The sequence below is a fragment of the Pseudarthrobacter sp. B4EP4b genome, assembly GCF_006680095.1.
Classification (GTDB): domain Bacteria; phylum Actinomycetota; class Actinomycetes; order Actinomycetales; family Micrococcaceae; genus Arthrobacter.
On sequence record NZ_VHIJ01000041.1, the window covers coordinates 59,703 to 76,933 of the forward strand.

Below are 17,231 nucleotides of genomic sequence, written 5' to 3' on the forward strand. Positions count from 1 at the left end.
CCATGCAGGCCATCAATGACTTCATCCTCGCGGCAGCCGGTCAGCCTTGGGTGCTGTTCCTGGTTCTGGCCTGTTGCATCATTGACGGCTTCTTTCCCCCCATTCCCAGCGAATCCGTGGTGGTGGGCCTTTCGGCCGTAGCGGCCACGGCGGATGTTCCCAACCCGTGGCTCCTGATGCTGGTGGCCGCGTTCGGGGCTTTCTCCGGCGACAACATCGCGTACCTGATCGGGCGGAGGGTGGGCACGAGTCGCTGGGCGTGGATGCGGGGACCCCGGATGCAGAGCGCATTCCGGTGGGCGGGCAGGGAACTGCGCAAGCGCCCGGCCTCGCTCATCCTCGTGGCACGGTTTGTTCCGATCGGCCGGGTGGCCGTCAACCTCACGGCCGGCGTCACGCACTACCCGCACCTGCGCTTCGTGGGCCTGACCGTTCTTTCGGCGTCCCTCTGGGCAGGCTATTCAGTGGGGATCGGCCTGTTTTTCGGCCAGTGGTTCGAGGACAACCACCTGCTGGGCGCGGCCATCGCCATCGTGTGCGCGGTGGCTCTTGGGGTGGTAGTGGACCTCGTGATCAACCGGGTGCGGCGCCGGGCCCCGATGATGGAGCGGATGAAGGAACCAGAAGCGTAGTTGAAGCGTTGTTCGGGCAGGCAGGGGCGTAGCGAACAGCGCCTTGGCCGTGGGACACTTAGGAACGATTTCCGCTTTGGCTGCGTCACTTCCGGCTGCGCCAGGTTGCATAGGAGCAAGACTGCGTGGAGTTTATTAATGAGGCCGTGCTCCATGCAGCGGGCCAGTGGTGGATTTACCCGGTCCTGTTGGTGTTTTTCTTTGTGGACGGCTTCGCCATGGTGGTCCCCAGCGAGACCCTTATCGTGGCCCTTGCGGCGTTCTCCCGGCACAGCGGCGAACCCAACCTGTGGATCCTCGGTTTCACCGCTCTGGTGGGCGCCATCGCGGGCGACAACATGGCCTTTATGCTTGGACGCCGGATTGGCCTGAACCGGTGGAAGTGGATGCGCCGGCCCAAGGTCCAGAAGGCTTTCGGCTGGGCGCGCTACGAGTTGGACAAGCGCGGCGCCGTGCTGATCTTCACTGCCCGTTACATTCCCTGGGGCCGGGTGGCGGTCAATTACGTCGCCGGAAGCACAGGCTTCTCCCACCGCCGCTTCTTCCTGCTGGACGCCTTCGCCTGCATCACCTGGGTGGGGTACTCCATCGGCATCGGCGTGCTGGCCAGTTCCTTCCCGTGGCTGCACAACAACCCCTTGCTCAGTGCCGGCATCGCCGTGGTGTTCGCCATCGTGCTTGGTGTCCTCCTCGACCACCTGCTCAGGTTGTGGCATAAGCACCTCGCCCGCAACGACGCCGAAGAAGTGGACGAGTGGCTCGACGGCGGCCGCTCCGGTGCCACGAAGCCGAATCCGGGGACCGCGGAGCTGCTTGCTCCAGCGGCCGGGGACGGCGAGCATGCGGCCACGGAGCGGCTGGCATAGAAGCCCTGCCCACCCTAAGGTGGGAACGTGACTGAGCCTATTGTTGATGCTGCCCCTGCCATCGATTTTGACCTGAAGAGCCTGCCCAAGGTGTCCCTTCACGACCACCTGGACGGAGGACTCCGTCCGGCAACGATCATCGAACTGGCCGAGGCCGTTGGGCACACCCTTCCATCCACCGATCCCGTGGCGCTGGGCCAGTGGTTCCGTGAGTCCGCTGACTCCGGCTCCCTGGTCCGTTACCTTGAAACTTTTGACCACACGGTTGCTGTGATGCAGACCGCCGAAGGCCTGTTCCGGGTTGCCAAGGAATTCGTCGAGGACCTCGCTGATGACGGTGTGGTGTACGGCGAAGTGCGGTGGGCTCCGGAGCAGCACCTGCAGAAGGGCCTCAGCCTGGATGAAGCAGTGGAGGCCGTGCAGGATGGCCTGGAGGCCGGCGTCGAGGCAGTGGGGGAGACCGGACGCGAAATCCAGGTAGGCCAGCTCATCACCGCAATGCGCCACGCCGACCGCGGCCAGGAGATTGCCGAACTGGCGGTCCGCCACCGGAACAAGGGAGCGGTGGGTTTTGACATCGCCGGCGCCGAAGACGGCTTCCTGCCTTCCCGCTTCCGTGACGCGTTCACCTACCTGGCCCAGCACAACTTCCCGGCCACCGTTCACGCGGGCGAGGCAGCCGGCCTGGACAGCATCCAGTCCGCCCTCGTGGACGGCCGGGCGCTACGCCTGGGCCATGGCGTCCGCATCGCCGAGGACATCATGGTGGAGTTCGACGACGACGAGGACACCGAGGACACCATCGGCCTGGTGACCCTGGGCGACCTCTCCAGCTGGGTCCGGGACCGCGGCATCGCCCTGGAAATCTGCCCGTCCTCGAACCTCCAGACCGGCGCCATTTCCGGGTTCGGCGAGGGCATCGAAAGCCACCCGCTGGACATGCTCTACCAGCTGGGCTTCAACGTCACCATCAACACCGACAACCGGCTGATGAGCGGCGTGACGCTGACCGACGAGTTCGAACTGCTGGTGGAAACCTTCGACTACGACCTCGACGACCTCCTGGAACTGACGCTGAACGCCGCCGAGGCATCCTTCCTGCCGCTGGAGGAGAAGGAAGCGCTGGTGGAATACATCAACGACGCTTACGCAAACCTTGGCTAACGAGCAGGCGGCCGGCAGCTCCCCGATGGGGGAGCTGCTCGGGACAATTGCCGCCCTGCGCGAGCACTGCCCCTGGATGGGCGCCCTGACACATGAGTCCCTCGTGGAGTATCTCCTCGAGGAGGCCTTCGAGGTGGCTGAGACCATTGAGGCAGGAACTTCAGGCGGAACCGCGGGGGAGCAGCACTTCGACGCCGAACTGCTCGGTGAGCTGGGCGACGTCCTGCTTCAGGTGGTCCTCCATGCCCGCCTCGCGGAGGAACGCGGCGCCTTTAAGTTCGACGACGTGGCCCGCGGCCTGAGTGCCAAAATGGTCCGGCGCAACCCCCACGTGTTCCGCCCGGACGGGTCCCTGCAGGACAGCTTCCCCGCGACGGTCGATGAGATCGTGCAGAAATGGGATGCCGTGAAACGGGCAGAGCGGCCACAGCGCACGGATCCGTTCGAAGGGATCCCGCTGGCCCTGCCGGCACTGGCGCGGGCGCAGAAGTCCATCGACCGCGCTGCAAGGGCCGGCGTCGACCTGCCTGCCGGGGCTCCCATTCCGGAAACGGAAGAAGAACTCGGCGGGCTGCTGCTCGCCGTCGTCCGTTCCGCCCATGCCAGCGGATTCGACGCCGAACGCGCCCTCCGCGGCGCAGTTCGGGACTACCAGCAGCACAACCCCCGGCAGCACCAACAGAGTTAACCGCATCATCATGACGTCCGGGGGCTGGATAGGTTTCCGTAACCCGGACCACTCTCGACTACGCTGGTCCCTGACGAGTACGTCGAGTTTTCAGCTGTATTTCCCCCGTTAATCGCCCATAAGGAGCAAATTCATGGCGCTTATCGATGCCATCCACGCCCGCGAGATCCTCGATTCCCGCGGCAACCCGACTGTAGAAGTTGAAGTCCTGCTTTCCGACGGCCAGATCGGCCGCGCGGCAGTTCCCTCCGGTGCTTCCACCGGCGAACACGAGGCCGTTGAGCTGCGTGACGGCGACAAGGGCCGCTACCTTGGCAAGGGCGTCCAGAAGGCCGTTGACGCCATCATCGACCAGATCGCTCCGGCCCTGACCGGCTTCGACGCCACGGACCAGCGCAGCATCGACCAGGCCATGCTGGACCTGGACGGCACCCCGAACAAGGGCAAGCTGGGCGCCAACGCCATCCTGGGCGTCTCCCTGGCCGTGGCCAACGCCGCCGCAGCTTCCGCCGACCTGCCCCTCTACAAGTACCTGGGCGGTCCCAACGCCCACGTCCTGCCGGTCCCGCTGATGAACATCCTCAACGGTGGCTCGCACGCCGACTCCGACGTCGACATCCAGGAATTCATGGTTGTCCCGCTGGGTGCCGAGACCTTCTCCGAGGGCCTGCGCTGGGGCGTTGAGGTTTACCACGCCCTCAAGTCCGTCCTGAAGGAAAAGGGCCTGGCCACCGGCCTGGGCGACGAAGGCGGCTTCGCACCCAACCTGCCGTCCAACCGTGCAGCACTGGACCTGATCCAGGAAGCCATCAAGAACGCCGGCTACACCCCGGGCAAGGACATCGCCCTGGCGCTGGACGTTGCCTCCTCCGAGTTCTTCACCGACGGTGCCTACCAGTTCGAGGGCAAGGCGCTGACCTCTGCCGAGATGAGCGCCTACTACGCCGAACTCGTCGCCGATTACCCGCTGGTCTCCATCGAGGACCCGCTGGACGAGAACGACTGGGACGGCTGGAAGACCCTCACCGACTCCATTGGTGACAAAGTCCAGCTGGTGGGTGACGACCTGTTCGTCACCAACCCCTCCATCCTGCAGCGCGGCATCGACACCAAGACCGCCAACTCCCTGCTGGTCAAGGTCAACCAGATCGGCTCCCTCACGGAGACGCTCGACGCCGTCAGCTTGGCACAGCGCGCCGGCTACACCACCATCACCTCGCACCGCTCCGGCGAAACCGAGGACACCACCATCGCCGATATCTCGGTGGCCACCAACGCCGGCCAGATCAAGACCGGCGCACCGGCCCGCTCCGAGCGCGTTGCCAAGTACAACCAGCTGCTGCGCATCGAAGAGGAACTCGACGACGCCGCACGCTACGCAGGCCGCAGCGCATTCCCGCGTTTCAAGGGCTAGTAGCCGCGTAAACCAATCACCGGTGGCTATGGTTGAAAGACCATAGCCACCGTTGTTGTTTCGGCATTGTTCCAGCCCAAAAAAGTGGCGGCCCCAGGCAGGCTGCGCGTTTCAGGAGTGTCATGGCTACCCGCCGTCCCAAAGTTCCCAAGGTTGCCACAGCCCGTCAGGGCACCCCACAGGCGGACCACGAGACCGCCGACGTCATCCGCGCTGATTTTGGTTCGGCCAAGGGAAAACCGGGCACGGCTGCGGCCGGCCATGAAGTATCGGGAAACGCACAGGCCGGCCACCGTACAGCGGGTGCGGACAACTCATCGCGGCCCGCTTCGGCAAGGGGGTCTGCAAAAGCGTCCGACGGCGGCGGGAAGGGTACCGGCGCCCATGGCGCCTCCCGGAGGGCCGGCACGGACCTGGCGGAGGAGCAGCAGCCCGTACCGGCCAAGGCGTTCTCCGGACGGATGCTCGCGCTGGCTGTTGTCATGATTGCCATCACCATCATGCTGGCGCCCACGGTGAAGATCTTTTTCGACAAGAGGGCCGAAATAGCGGCCCTGAACGCCGATATCGCTGCCCGTGAGGCCGAAGGCAACAGCCTGCGGCAGCAGGTTTCCCGCTGGCAGGACCCCAACTACGTGAAACAGCAGGCCCGCGACCGCATTAACATGGTTATGCCGGGTGAAACCGGCTACTGGGTCTTCGGCAGCGATCTGCCGGCCGGAGAAGCCGGTAGCCAGACCGGTGCAGCAGCACAAGACCCCGCCGATCTGCCGTGGGTGGATTCCCTGTGGGAGTCCATCACGCGCGCGGCCACAGACTGAACAGCAACAGGAAGGACGGCCAGCGACAGTGGAACCCTACACGGCAGCCGCCCGGGACGAATCCCGCCAACCATCACCGCAGGACCTGGAAGTACTGAGCCGCCAACTGGGACGGCCGGTCCGTGACGTAGTGGAAATTCCTGCGCGGTGCGTCTGCGGCAACCCGCTGGTGGCGGCCACAGCTCCGCGGCTGGGCAACGGGACACCCTTCCCCACCACCTTTTACCTCACGCACCCCGTCATCACCTCCGCCGTCTCAAGGCTGGAAGCGGCAGGAGTGATGAATGAGATGAATGACCAGCTTGCCGGCGATGAGGATCTGGCCGCTGCCTACCGCGGCGCCCATGAGGCATACCTGGCCGCCCGGGCTGCCATTGGCGAGCGTTCTGGCATAGGTGCAGTTCCTGAAATCGACGGTATTTCCGCCGGCGGCATGCCCACCCGCGTCAAATGCCTCCACGTCCTGGTGGGCCACTCGCTGGCCGCCGGTCCCGGGGTCAACCCCCTCGGAGACCAGGCCATCACTGCCATCAGCGAGTGGTGGACTGCAGACAAGTGCTACTGCGCCGGGGCATGGGATACCTCCGGGGAGGCGCCCTCCAGGGACCTGAGCCGCCACGGCCCGCAGGGGCTGCCTGACATCGTGGGCCGGCCCGCCCCCGTCCGCAAGGCCTCGGGCACCACAGCCGGCACTGCAGGGGCGGACCAGTGACGCGTGTCGCCGCCATCGACTGCGGCACCAACTCCATCCGCCTCCTGATCGCGGACATCGGGCGCAGCAACGGCACCACCACCCTCACCGACGTTGTGCGCGAAATGCGTGTGGTCCGGCTGGGCCAGGGCGTGGACGCCACCGGCGAACTGGCCCCCGAAGCCCTGGAACGCACCTTCGCAGCCACCGCCGATTACGCCCGGCTCATCAAGGAGCACGAAGCGGTCAAAGTACGCTTCGTTGCCACCTCGGCAAGCCGCGACGCCCGGAACCGGGACGTCTTCGTTGACGGCATCCGTACCCTCCTCGGCGTGGAACCCGAGGTCATCACGGGAGATGAGGAAGCCGCCCTGTCCTTTGCCGGCGCCAGCAGCGTCCTGCCCATCCTGGATGGACAGGAAGTGCTGGTGGTGGACCTCGGCGGCGGAAGCACCGAGTTCGTCCTCGGCACCGCGGCCGGCGTCAGGGCCGCCAAATCGGTGGACATCGGATGCGTCCGCCTCACCGAACGCCACCTGCGTCAGGATCCGCCCACGCCGGAACAGATCGCGGCTGCCCAGGCCGATGTGGACAACGCCATTGCCCGCGCAGGCCAGGACGTTCCGCTGGAACGCGCCACCGCCGTCGTCGGCGTTGCCGGCTCCATCACCACCATTACCGCTCACGCCATGCGGCTGCCCGAATATTCGCCGGACGCGATCCATGGCACCGAGCTGTCCCTGGATACTGTCCGCGCTGCCGCCAACGACCTCCTGGCCATGGACCGCGCAGACCGCGCCGCCCTGCCCTACATGCACCCGGGCCGCGTGGACGTCATCGGCGCAGGTGGACTGGTGTGGGGCCGGATCCTCGAACGGCTGCACGAACTGACCGGTGGGCGCATCACCACCGCCACTGCGAGCGAACACGACATCCTCGACGGCATCGCCCTGAGCATCGGCTGACCGCCCATGCAGAAACATGCAACCGGGATGACGCCACCGCTCGGGCGGGCCGGCGCGGCTCTGCTGGCACTGCTCCTGGCCGCCTGCTGCCTCGGAACGGGGCTCTTCACCGCACCCGGTGCCCGGGCGGACGAGTGGCGCGACAAGCAGTACTGGCTCGCTGAATCCGGAATCACCAAGGCCTGGGAGGTCTCCAAGGGCGCCGGCGTCAAGGTGGCGGTGATCGACAGCGGCGTGGACGCCAAGCACCCTGACCTCAAGGGCGCCGTGGTGGGCGGCTACGACGCTTCCGGCTCAGGGCAACCCGATGGCCAAAAGGTGGTGGGCTCCAAGACCGAACACGGCACCCTGGTGGCCACCATGCTTGCAGGACGCGGACACCAGCCTGCCGATGCCACAGCCAGTCCATCACTGGGACCAGCAGGCCTTCCGCCGGATGGAATCGTGGGCGTGGCTCCGGAAGCGCAGATCCTTTCGGTCTCCACCTGGCTTGGCTCAACGAACCCCTCCGGCAAGAGTGACCAGGACCAGATCCCCGAAGCGGTCCGCTGGGCCGTGGACAACGGGGCCAAAGTCATCAACATCTCCCTTGGCAGCACCACTCCGCAGTGGCCGCAGAGCTGGGACGCCGCCTTCCTCTATGCCGAGCAAAAAGACGTGGTGATCGTGGCCGCCGCCGGCAACCGGGTGGGCGGCAACATCCAGGTGGGCGCACCTGCCACTATCCCGGGCGTCCTTACCGTGGCCGGACTGGACCGTAAGGGAACCGCGTCTGTTGACGCCTCCTCGCAGGGCATCAGCATCGGCGTTGCGGCGCCGGCCGAAAACCTGCTGGGCGGTGTTCCGGGCGGCAGCTACGCGGAATGGGCCGGAACCTCAGGCTCCACGCCCATAGTTGCCGGGGTAGCCGCGCTGATCCGGTCCAAGTGGCCGGACATGAGCGCCAAGCAGGTCATCAACAGGATTGTTGCCACGGCCAAGGACTCGGGCGCCCCCGGCAAGGACCCCCTTTACGGTTTCGGTGTGCTGAATGCCGAGGCAGCCCTCAAGGACGACGTTCCTGAGGTATCGGCCAACCCGCTGGGTTCCATCGCCGAATGGATCAGGGTCCACCGCCGCGGAAACCTTGCCACACCCACTCCCGTCCCCACCGCTGAGGTCCCCAGCGCAGTACCCACGCTGCCGGAGGCCACCGTGCCCGCAGTGAAGGCTCCCTCCCAGCGGGACAGTGCCTTGGGCGCCGCCGTCGTGATCGGTTTTGGCCTGCTGTTTGTGGCCATTATTGCGGCAGCGGTCATCCAGCTGAGGCGGGCCGCCAGGAACCCGGGTGAATTGCGGGAGGAGCCCGATACCGGGGTGGTGGACAGGGTGGATTCCCGCCGGCAAACCTAGGGTCCGGAGCCTTCCCGGCAGTTAGTGAAGATTTTCACAAACTGCTGTATCCTTGGAGCTATGGCAACCACCCCAGAGCTCCAGGACCGTCCCCGGGTACTCGTCGTCGGCGGCGGGTACGTCGGCCTGTACGTAGCACTCAAACTGCAGAAGAAGATCGCGAATGCCGGTGGCATCGTCACCCTCGTGGATCCACTGCCCTACATGACCTACCAGCCGTTCCTGCCCGAGGTGGCCGGCGGCAACATCGAGGCCCGCCATGCCGTGGTCTCCCACCGCAAGCACCTCCAGCAGACCGAACTCATCCAGGGCCGCGTCACCTCGATCGACCACGAAAACCGCACCGCGGTAGTGGCTCCCGCCGATGGCGGCGCACCTTTCGAGGTTCCCTATTTCGACGTCGTCCTGGCCGCCGGCGCCATCACCCGCACTTTCCCCATCAAGGGCCTCGCGGACAAGGGCATTGGCCTGAAGACCATCGAGGAAGCCGTTGCCCTGCGCAACAAGCTCCTGGAGCGCATCGAACTCGCCTCCACCATGACCGACCCCTCTGCCCGCGCCAAGGCCCTCACCTTCGTAGTGGTGGGCGGCGGTTTCGCCGGCATCGAGTGCATCACCGAGATGGAGGACCTGGCCCGCGCCGCGGTCCGCAACAACCCGCGCATCAAGCAGGAGGAAGTCCGCTTCGTCCTGGTCGAAGCCATGGGCCGGATCATGCCGGAAGTTACCGCCAAGCAGGCCGAATGGGTTGTGGAGCACCTCCGCAGCCGCGGCATCGAGGTGCTGCTGAACACCTCGCTGGACAGCGCCGAAGGCACCCTCAAGCTCATCAACCTGCCGGACAAGTCCCCGGCCCAGGAATTCGAAGCGGACACCCTGGTGTGGACCGCAGGCGTGCAGGCCAACCCCATGGTCCGCTCCACCGACTTCCCGCTGGAGCCCCGCGGCCGCGTGCGTGTCCTTCCGGACCTGCGCATCGCCGGTGACGAAGGCATCATCGACAACGCCTGGGCTGCCGGCGACATCGCCGCCGTTCCGGACCTCACCGGCAAGGGCCTCCCGGACGGCACCTGCGTCCCCAACGCCCAGCACGCACTCCGCCAGGCCAAGCGCCTCGCCAAGAACCTGTGGGCCTCCCGCTGGGACAAGCCGCTCAAGGACTACAAGCACAAGAACCTGGGCGCCGTTGCCGGCTTCGGCGAGTGGAAGGGTGTTGCCAACATCAACCTCGTGGGCAGCATTGGCCTCAAGGGCGGGCTCGCCTGGCTGGCACACCGTGGCTACCACGGCCTGGCCATGCCCACGTTCGAGCGCAAGTTCCGTGTGATCTTCAACTGGATCCTCGCCTTCTTCGCCGGCCGCGACACCACGCAGCTGCTGGACCTGGACAACCCCCGCGGCGCCTTCGTGGCAGCAGCCACCCCGGCTCCCAAGCCCGCGGCCGCACCTGCTGTCGACGCCGCACCGCCGGCAGGCGCTGCAGGCTCAGCGGAAAAGACGAAGGTTGATCCCAAGGAAGCCGTTACGGCCAACGCCAAGTAACACCGGTTCTGCCTGGGGCACGGGTGTGAACACCCTGCCTTAACGCACGACGGCGGCTGTCCCCTGTTGGGGGACGGCCGCCGTTTGCGTCGGCGCAACTTTTCCCCTTCTAGACTGGCACCATGAGTGGCGAGAAGAACCTGCAGGCCCTGATCGCGGGGATGCACCCGGTACAGCGCAGCGGCGAGTATGTCTACGTCCTGTGGCCGCATGGCCGGCCCCTGGCGCCCGGCATCGAGGCGGCGGTCCGCGAAGCCGAAGGCCTGACGGTGGTGCTTCCCCGGGCCGCAGCGGACAGGGAAGGGCTGTCCTACGACTTTGTGGCGGCCTGGATCACTTTGGAAATCCATTCCGCGCTGGAAGCCGTGGGGCTGACCGCCGCAGTCAGCAAAGCCCTCACGGAGGCCCGGATCAGCTGCAACGTCCTGGCAGGCTTCCATCACGACCACCTCCTGGTGCCGGTGGCTGACGCACCCCGGGCTCTTGAGGTCCTTGCCGGACTTTCCGCCCGGAGCAGGCAGAGCCCCGCCGGGTTGCTGGAGCCCGTCCAGCTGGCGGGCAACGCGCACGGGCTGGATGAGGTACGGCCTCCCATCCCCGGACTGCAGCTGCGCGACGAAGCTCCGGCCGACAGGGATGCGATCCTCGCGCTGACAGCCGAAGCATTCGCCATCTCCCCGGCTACCGGCCTTCCCGCTGACGGGGAACCAGTGGAAGTCAATGTGCTCCGGGAACTGTTTGACTCCCGGGAATACCTGCCCGGCTTCAGTGTGGTGGCGGAGCTGGACGGCGAAGTGGTGGGCCATGTCATCAGCACCCGCGGATGGGTGGGCAGTCAGGAACTCCTCGGACTCGGCCCGATCAGTGTTACACCGCGGCTCCAGAGACAGGGAATAGGCTCCGCCCTGATGAAGGAGACCATCGCCCGGGCCAACGCGGCGGGGGAGAACGGCATCGCCCTCCTGGGCAGCACAGGGTACTACCCGCGGTTTGGCTTCGTTCCTGCTGCCTCGCTGGGCGTCCTGCCGCCTGAGGAAGTGTGGGGCGACAATTTCCAGCTCCTGCCGCTCGCGCTCTGGCCCGGCGGCATCCACGGCGTCTTCCGGTACGCCGAACCATTCACCCGTCTCTGACGGGATACCATGGATCCGTTGCCCCAGTAGCCCAATTGGCAGAGGCAGCGGACTTAAAATCCGCGTGTTGTGGGTTCGAGTCCCACCTGGGGTACCAACGCGCCGCCCGTGGTCGGGGCGGTGATCCATGGAAGCCGCCCGCCTTGCGGGCGGCTTCCTGCGTTTAATTCCACATATGCAACGACTGTTATGCAGATGTGACCTCAGTCACTTATGTTCGCCTGGGATATGCATTAGCTTGAAGCTAAATCAGGAACACCTGATTTTTCGTGTCAAAGGCCGTTCGCACCTTTAGATCGAGGAGCTCGTAAATGACTTTATTCCCCCATGCGGGAACCCGCGCCGCCAAGCTGACAGTGCTTGGCATTGGCGTCGCCTTTATGGCGACAGCCTGCGGCGGTTCGTCCACACCCACGGCGTCCGAGTCCACCACCGCCGCTGCGGCAGGAATTGCATGCCCGGCTCCAGGCTCCACGGGCGGAAGCTCCGCGCCCGCCACCGGTGGAGGCGGAGGTGGAGCGGTTCCACCGTCCAAGGGTTCAACCGCAACCCCGCTTAAGCTTGGTTCGCTGCTGCCCACCACCGGTTCACTGGCTTACCTTGGTCCGCCCGAAATTGCAGGCGTGAACCTCGGCGTCAAGGAAGTCAATGACGCCGGCGGCGTCCTGGGCAAGCCCATTGAGGTTGTCCACCGGGATTCCGGCGACACCAAGACGGACATCGCCACCCAGTCCACCAACGCCCTGCTCGGCCAGGGCGTCAACGCGATCATCGGCGCGGCATCCTCGGGTGTTTCCAAGACAGTTATCAACCAAATCACCGGTGCCGGTGTCCTTCAATTCTCGCCGGCGAACACCTCGCCCGATTTCACCACCTGGGATGACAAAGGCCTCTACTGGCGCACGGCACCCTCGGACGTACTGCAGGGCAAGGTCCTGGGCAACTACATGGCAACGTGTGGCGCCCAGACAGTGGGCATGATCGTCCTGAACGATGCCTACGGTACGGGCCTTGCAAAGAACATCAAGGCAGCCTTCGAAGGGGCCGGCGGCAAAGTGGTTGCCGAGGAACTCTTCAATGAGGGCGACAGTCAGTTCAGCAGCCAGGTGGACAAAGTCCTTGCCGCTAAGCCTGACGCCATCGCCCTGATCACCTTCGACCAGGCCAAGAGCATCGTCCCGCTGATTTCCGGCAAGGGCGCCAAGCCCAGCCAGATGTTCCTGGTGGACGGCAACACTTCCGACTACAGCAAGGACTTCCAGGCCGGGACCATGCTGGGCGCGCACGGAACGTTCCCCGGAACGTTCGCTAACGAAGCGTTCACGAAGAAGCTCCTCCAAATTGATCCGGCCCTGAAGGACTTCACCTACGGCGGTGAGTCCTATGACGCCGTGAACCTGATCGCGTTGGCTTCCGAAGCCGCCGGCAGCACCAGTGGTCCGGAGATCGCCAAGCAGCTCAAGGGAGTCTCGGAGTCGGGCGAGAAGTGCAGCAACTTCTCCTCCTGCGTCACCCTGCTGCGCGAGGGCAAGGACATCGACTACGACGGCCAGTCAGGTCCGGTGACCTTCTCCGATGCCGGTGACCCCACCGAGGCCTACATCGGCATCTACGAGTACACCAACGACAACAAGCTCAAGCCCCTCCAGTCTGAGTTTGGCAAGCTCTAACAGCAGTTCCTGACACACAAAGGGAGCCTCCGTCCAACTGGACGGAGGCTCCTTTTCTGTTACCGGCGTTTAGCCCTCTTCGACGGTGTCGGCCAGGGTGCCGAGGTAGAGCTGGATGACCTTGGGGTCCTTCATCAGCTCACGGCCGGTGCCGGTGTAGGCATCCCTGCCCTGGTCCAGGACGTAGCCACGGTCGCAGATCTGCAGGCACCGGCGGGCGTTCTGTTCCACCATGATCACGGACACGCCCGCCCGGTTGATCTCATGGACCCGGAGGAACGTCTCGTCCTGCTTGACGGGGGAGAGCCCCGCGGAGGGCTCGTCCAGCAGCAGCACTGCCGGGTCCATCATCAGGGCCCGCCCCATGGCCACCATCTGGCGCTCACCGCCGGACAGCGAGCCTGCCCGTTGTGCGCGGCGCTTGCCGAGCTCGGGGAACAGGCTGGTGACGAAATCGAAGCGCTCGGCGAAGTCCTTGGGCCGCTGGAACATGCCCATCTGGAGGTTTTCCTCGATGGTCAAAGCAGCAAAAACATTGTTCGTCTGCGGAACAAATCCCACGCCGCGGCTCACCAGCTTGTTGGCCTTCAGCCCGGTAATGTCCTGGCCGCGGACCACCACGGTGCCCGAATGGACCTTGACCAGCCCGAACATCGCCTTCAGGAGCGTCGACTTGCCGGCACCGTTGGGGCCGATGATGCCGATGAGTTCGCCTTTGCGGGCCTCAATACTGCAGCCGTTGAGGATGTTGACCCCCGGCAGGTAGCCTGCCACCAGATTGGTGACCTTCACCACCGAGTCGCTGTCGCTGACCGGCTGGGCGGCGGGCGCCGCGCTTGTACTGCTGCTCATTGGCTGTCCTTCTCTGTGCGGTCCCTGCCACTGACATCCGTGCTGCTGTGGCGGCCGGGAGCCCCGTCCCCGGCAGGCCGTTCCGCCTGCCGGGATGTTCCGGTTTCTTCGGCCACCACATCAAGTGAAATGATGCCCGCATTTTCGGTTCCCACCACCGACTCTTCATCGCTGACCAGCTCAGCTGCCAGTTCCTTGATGCCCTCCGAGTCGCCCAGGTCCACATCGTGGTGGGCGCCGAGATAGGCATCAATGACCGCGGGGTTTTTCATGACCTCGGTCGGCGGGCCCTCAGCCACCACCTTGCCCTCCGCCATCACCACCACCCAGTCGGCTATGTGGCGGACCATGTGCATGTCGTGCTCGACGAACAGCACGGTCATGCCTTCTGCCTTGAGGTTCTTAATGTGGTCCAGCAAAGACTGCGTCAACGCAGGGTTCACGCCGGCCATGGGCTCATCCAGCATCACCAGCTTGGGCCGCACCATCAGGGAGCGGGCCATTTCAAGGAGCTTGCGCTGACCGCCGGAAAGGGATGCCGCGTAGTCGTCCTTTTTGGTATCCAGCTTGAACTTCTCGAGGAGGACGTCCGCCTCGGCGGTGATTTGTTTCTCCCGGCCGCCCCAGATGCCCTTGAACAAAGCCTTGGCCAGGCTTTCCCCGGGCTGGTTTGCCGCGCCGAGCCGCATGTTCTCCATAACGGTCAGTTTGCCCATGACCTTGGTGAGCTGGAAGGTACGGACCATTCCCATCCGCGCCACCTTGTACGGCGAAACTCCGGCAATGCTCTTACCCTCAAACTGCCATTTGCCGGTATTGGGAGTATCAAAGCCCGTGAGGAGGTTGAACAGCGTGGTCTTGCCCGCTCCGTTGGGACCAATGAGGGCTGTGATCTTATGGCGGGGAATTTCGAGGTATTCGACGTCCACCGCGTTGATGCCGCCGAAGCTTCGGGTGACGTTCTCCGCCACCACGATGGGATCACGCTTCTTGCAGCCGGGTCCGATGTCGCCGGCCGCGATGGGCCGGGCATCGGTCATGTAGTCCGGCTCCGCGGAGCCGGGATTGGTTGGTTCCGTGCTGTGCATGCTCATGCGAACGCCAGCTCCTTCTTGTTTCCGAAGACGCCCTGGGGCCTGAAGATCATTAGCAGCATCAGGGCGACGCCCACCAGGATGTAGCGCAGCTGCCCGGCCTGGACCGTGTTGAGCCACGTGACGGCCCCGGACTCGATCAGGCCGTACAGGATGCCCTGGGTCAGGGAGAGGACAACCCAGAAGATCATGGCGCCGATCACCGGACCGAGCACAGTGCCCAGGCCGCCAAGCAGGAGGCAGGTATAGAGGAAGAACGTCAGTTCTGTGCCGTAGTTTGCCGGCTGGACCGCTCCGCGGGGGAGGGTGAACACCATGCCGGCCAGCGCGCCGAGGACGCCGCCGATGATCAGGGCCTGCATCTTGTAGGCGTAGACGTTCTTTCCAAGGGACCGGACGGCGTTCTCGTCTTCACGGATGCCCTTGAGGACGCGTCCCCAGGGGCTCCGCATCAGCAGCCACACGAGCGTGCAGCAGATGGCCACCAGGGCCCACCCCACCACACGGATGAAGAAGTCGCGGTTGTTCATGCCGAAGTAGGAACCTTCGGGGAACGGGTTCATCGAGTAGAACCCGCCCTCGAACGCGGCCAGGCCGTTGGCTGAGCCGGTCACCGAGGTGAGCTGGTTGGTGGTCACGATGTACCGGACGATTTCCGCGGCCGCGATGGTGACGATGGCCAAGTAGTCGGCTCGCAGCCGCAGCGTGGGAATACCCAGCAGGAGGGCAAAAATCGAGGAGGCAATGACGGCGATCAGCAGCCCGACGAAAAACGGGACACCGAAGGTGAGGGTGGAGATGGCGAAGCCGTAGGCTCCCACCGCCATAAAACCGGCCTGCCCGAAGTTCAGCAGCCCGGAGTACCCGAAGTGCACGGCGAGGCCGAGTGCGGCCAAGGCGTAGGCCGCCGTCGTCGGGCTGAAAATTTCACCGGCAGCGCTGGCAAGAATGAATCCAAAGTCCATGGCTGTCTCCTAACCCACGCGCTCGCGCCGGCCCAGGATGCCCTGGGGCCGGAACAGAAGGACAACGATCATGATGAACAGGGCGCCCACGTATTTGAGGTCGGCGGCGAGGCCGAACACGGTGGTGAGTTCCACGAAGATGCCGACGATGATCGACCCGATCAGGGCGCCGAAGACGGTTCCCAGGCCGCCCAGGGTGACGCCGGCGAAGATGAGCAGGAGGATGGCCGAGCCCATATCGAAGGTGACGCCGGGGCGGTAGTAGGCCCAGAGGATGCCGCCGAGGGACGCCAGCATGCCGCCGGTGATCCAGACGAGGCGGATCACGCCGTCAACGTCGATCCCGGATGCCGCGGCGAGGGCAGGGTTGTCTGCCACTGCGCGGGTGGCCTTGCCCAGCCTGGTCTTGAGGAGCACCACGCCGATCAGGGCAATAACCACCGCACTGATGCCCAGGGACCAGAGGTTGTTCGGTGAGATCGAAACCGGCCCGAGCTGGATTTCGGGGCTCTGTGCAAACGGCAGCTGCTGGGTGGCGCCGCCGAAGTAGAACTGGATCACGTAGCGCACCGCCAGGGCGAGGCCGATGCTGACGATCATCATGGGGACCAGCCCGGTGCCTCGGCGCCGCAGTGGCCGCCACAGCCCCCGGTCCTGCGCATAGCCGAACAGGCCGCCACCCAGCAGGGACAGGAGGATCGCCAGCCAGAACGGAAGGCCGATGGCGTTGAACGCGAAGACCAGCACCGCACCAAGGGTCACCATCTCACCGTGTGCGAAGTTGGTCAGGCCGGTGGTGCCGAAAATCAGTGACAGGCCCACCGAGGCCAAGGCCAGCAGGAGGCCAAAACTGAGCCCGGCCACGAGGCGGTTGAGCAGGTTCTGCCCGAAGTTCTGCTGTTCCACCACAATGCCTTTGCCGAAGGCGAAGATCACCGACAGGTTGGAGGTTTGGCTGAAGGTCACCTGGCGCGGGTTCTCCTGGCCTTCAGCCAGGGTGATGCCCTTCGGCAGGGTGGATTCGTCCAGCTCCACCGTGTACGTACCCTGTTGCGGCACGCCGATGTTCCAGGCCCCGTTTGCAGTGGACTTCGTGGTTCCGGTGAAGTCGCCGCTCTTGGCGGTGATGGTCACACCGGCCAGCGGCGCGCGGGTGTCGTCCCGGAGGAATCCACTGATGTTGTTCTGGAAGGTCTGGTTCGACGGGGATGGTGTCGGTGCGGGGGAAGCGGCCTGGGATGCCGGTGCGGCAACGAGGAGGATCGCCAGGATGGAAGCACTGATGGCTCCCAGCAGTCCCAGCAATCGGCCGCGTCTTCCGGCCGGCTGGCCTTGGGGTGTA

Annotated in this window: 16 protein-coding genes and 1 tRNA gene; 13 read left to right on the top strand and 4 right to left on the bottom strand. The window is 65.1% G+C overall.

All coding sequences use genetic code 11. The features are described 5' to 3' along the window. The first annotated feature begins 2 nt into the window (after positions 1 to 2). From FNL14_RS15710 to FNL14_RS15770, 13 genes are all read left to right on the top strand, one after another. Entirely contained in the window at positions 3 to 632 is a 630-nt protein-coding gene (locus tag FNL14_RS15710; protein WP_091423120.1) for a DedA family protein, read from the top strand. 125 nt (positions 633 to 757) lie between these two features. Beyond that, positions 758 to 1,498 (top strand): DedA family protein, encoded by a 741-nt coding sequence (locus FNL14_RS15715; protein WP_091423118.1) that lies wholly within the window; start codon positions 758 to 760, stop codon positions 1,496 to 1,498. A 27-nt stretch (positions 1,499 to 1,525) separates the two neighbouring features. Then, on the top strand, positions 1,526 to 2,662 hold the full coding sequence (locus tag FNL14_RS15720) for an adenosine deaminase (protein ID WP_142061712.1): 1,137 nt from the start codon (positions 1,526 to 1,528) through the stop codon (positions 2,660 to 2,662). A gap of 25 nt (positions 2,663 to 2,687) precedes the next feature. Beyond that, entirely contained in the window at positions 2,688 to 3,350 is a 663-nt protein-coding gene (locus tag FNL14_RS15725) for a MazG nucleotide pyrophosphohydrolase domain-containing protein (RefSeq protein WP_370455870.1), read from the top strand. 133 nt (positions 3,351 to 3,483) lie between these two features. After that, positions 3,484 to 4,764, top strand: a complete 1,281-nt coding sequence (gene eno, locus FNL14_RS15730; protein WP_139028492.1) for a phosphopyruvate hydratase — start codon at positions 3,484 to 3,486, stop codon at positions 4,762 to 4,764. A 122-nt stretch (positions 4,765 to 4,886) separates the two neighbouring features. Continuing rightward, a complete protein-coding gene (locus FNL14_RS15735; RefSeq protein WP_142061715.1) occupies positions 4,887 to 5,585 on the top strand; it encodes a septum formation initiator family protein in 699 nt (232 codons plus the stop codon). A gap of 28 nt (positions 5,586 to 5,613) precedes the next feature. Continuing rightward, the gene (locus FNL14_RS15740) at positions 5,614 to 6,297 is read left to right on the top strand and encodes a DUF501 domain-containing protein (RefSeq protein ID WP_142061718.1); all 684 of its coding nucleotides are present in this window, start codon (positions 5,614 to 5,616) and stop codon (positions 6,295 to 6,297) included. Beyond that, positions 6,294 to 7,241, top strand: a complete 948-nt coding sequence (locus FNL14_RS15745) for a Ppx/GppA phosphatase family protein (RefSeq protein WP_142061721.1) — start codon at positions 6,294 to 6,296, stop codon at positions 7,239 to 7,241. The genes FNL14_RS15740 and FNL14_RS15745 overlap by 4 nt, the downstream gene beginning before the upstream one ends. Positions 7,242 to 7,268: 27 nt before the next feature. Further along, positions 7,269 to 8,633, top strand: a complete 1,365-nt coding sequence (locus FNL14_RS15750) for a S8 family serine peptidase (RefSeq protein WP_255470874.1) — start codon at positions 7,269 to 7,271, stop codon at positions 8,631 to 8,633. A 60-nt stretch (positions 8,634 to 8,693) separates the two neighbouring features. Further along, the gene (locus FNL14_RS15755; RefSeq protein WP_142061727.1) at positions 8,694 to 10,175 is read left to right on the top strand and encodes an NAD(P)/FAD-dependent oxidoreductase; all 1,482 of its coding nucleotides are present in this window, start codon (positions 8,694 to 8,696) and stop codon (positions 10,173 to 10,175) included. A 122-nt stretch (positions 10,176 to 10,297) separates the two neighbouring features. Continuing rightward, a complete protein-coding gene (locus FNL14_RS15760) occupies positions 10,298 to 11,308 on the top strand; it encodes an N-acetyltransferase (protein WP_142061730.1) in 1,011 nt (336 codons plus the stop codon). A 20-nt stretch (positions 11,309 to 11,328) separates the two neighbouring features. Then, a tRNA-Leu gene (locus FNL14_RS15765) sits at positions 11,329 to 11,405 on the top strand. 214 nt (positions 11,406 to 11,619) lie between these two features. Next, positions 11,620 to 12,978 (top strand): ABC transporter substrate-binding protein, encoded by a 1,359-nt coding sequence (locus tag FNL14_RS15770; protein ID WP_142061733.1) that lies wholly within the window; start codon positions 11,620 to 11,622, stop codon positions 12,976 to 12,978. 69 nt (positions 12,979 to 13,047) lie between these two features. Here FNL14_RS15770 and FNL14_RS15775 read toward each other — a convergent pair whose 3' ends face one another. Genes FNL14_RS15775 through FNL14_RS15790 form a run of 4 tightly spaced genes read right to left on the bottom strand, consistent with a single transcriptional unit; the run spans position 13,048 to position 17,194 of the window. Next, positions 13,048 to 13,830, bottom strand: coding sequence for an ABC transporter ATP-binding protein (locus FNL14_RS15775; protein WP_091423090.1), 783 nt, complete (start codon positions 13,828 to 13,830; stop codon positions 13,048 to 13,050). Continuing rightward, positions 13,827 to 14,924, bottom strand: coding sequence for an ABC transporter ATP-binding protein (locus FNL14_RS15780; RefSeq protein WP_181762673.1), 1,098 nt, complete (start codon positions 14,922 to 14,924; stop codon positions 13,827 to 13,829). Before FNL14_RS15780 ends, FNL14_RS15775 begins: the two co-directional genes overlap by 4 nt. After that, positions 14,921 to 15,889 (bottom strand): branched-chain amino acid ABC transporter permease, encoded by a 969-nt coding sequence (locus tag FNL14_RS15785; protein ID WP_142061736.1) that lies wholly within the window; start codon positions 15,887 to 15,889, stop codon positions 14,921 to 14,923. Before FNL14_RS15785 ends, FNL14_RS15780 begins: the two co-directional genes overlap by 4 nt. 9 nt (positions 15,890 to 15,898) lie before the next feature. Next, positions 15,899 to 17,194 carry a branched-chain amino acid ABC transporter permease gene (locus tag FNL14_RS15790; protein ID WP_285250315.1) on the bottom strand — a complete coding sequence of 432 codons (1,296 nt, stop codon included), beginning with the start codon at positions 17,192 to 17,194 and terminating at the stop codon, positions 15,899 to 15,901. Positions 17,195 to 17,231: the final 37 nt, after the last annotated feature.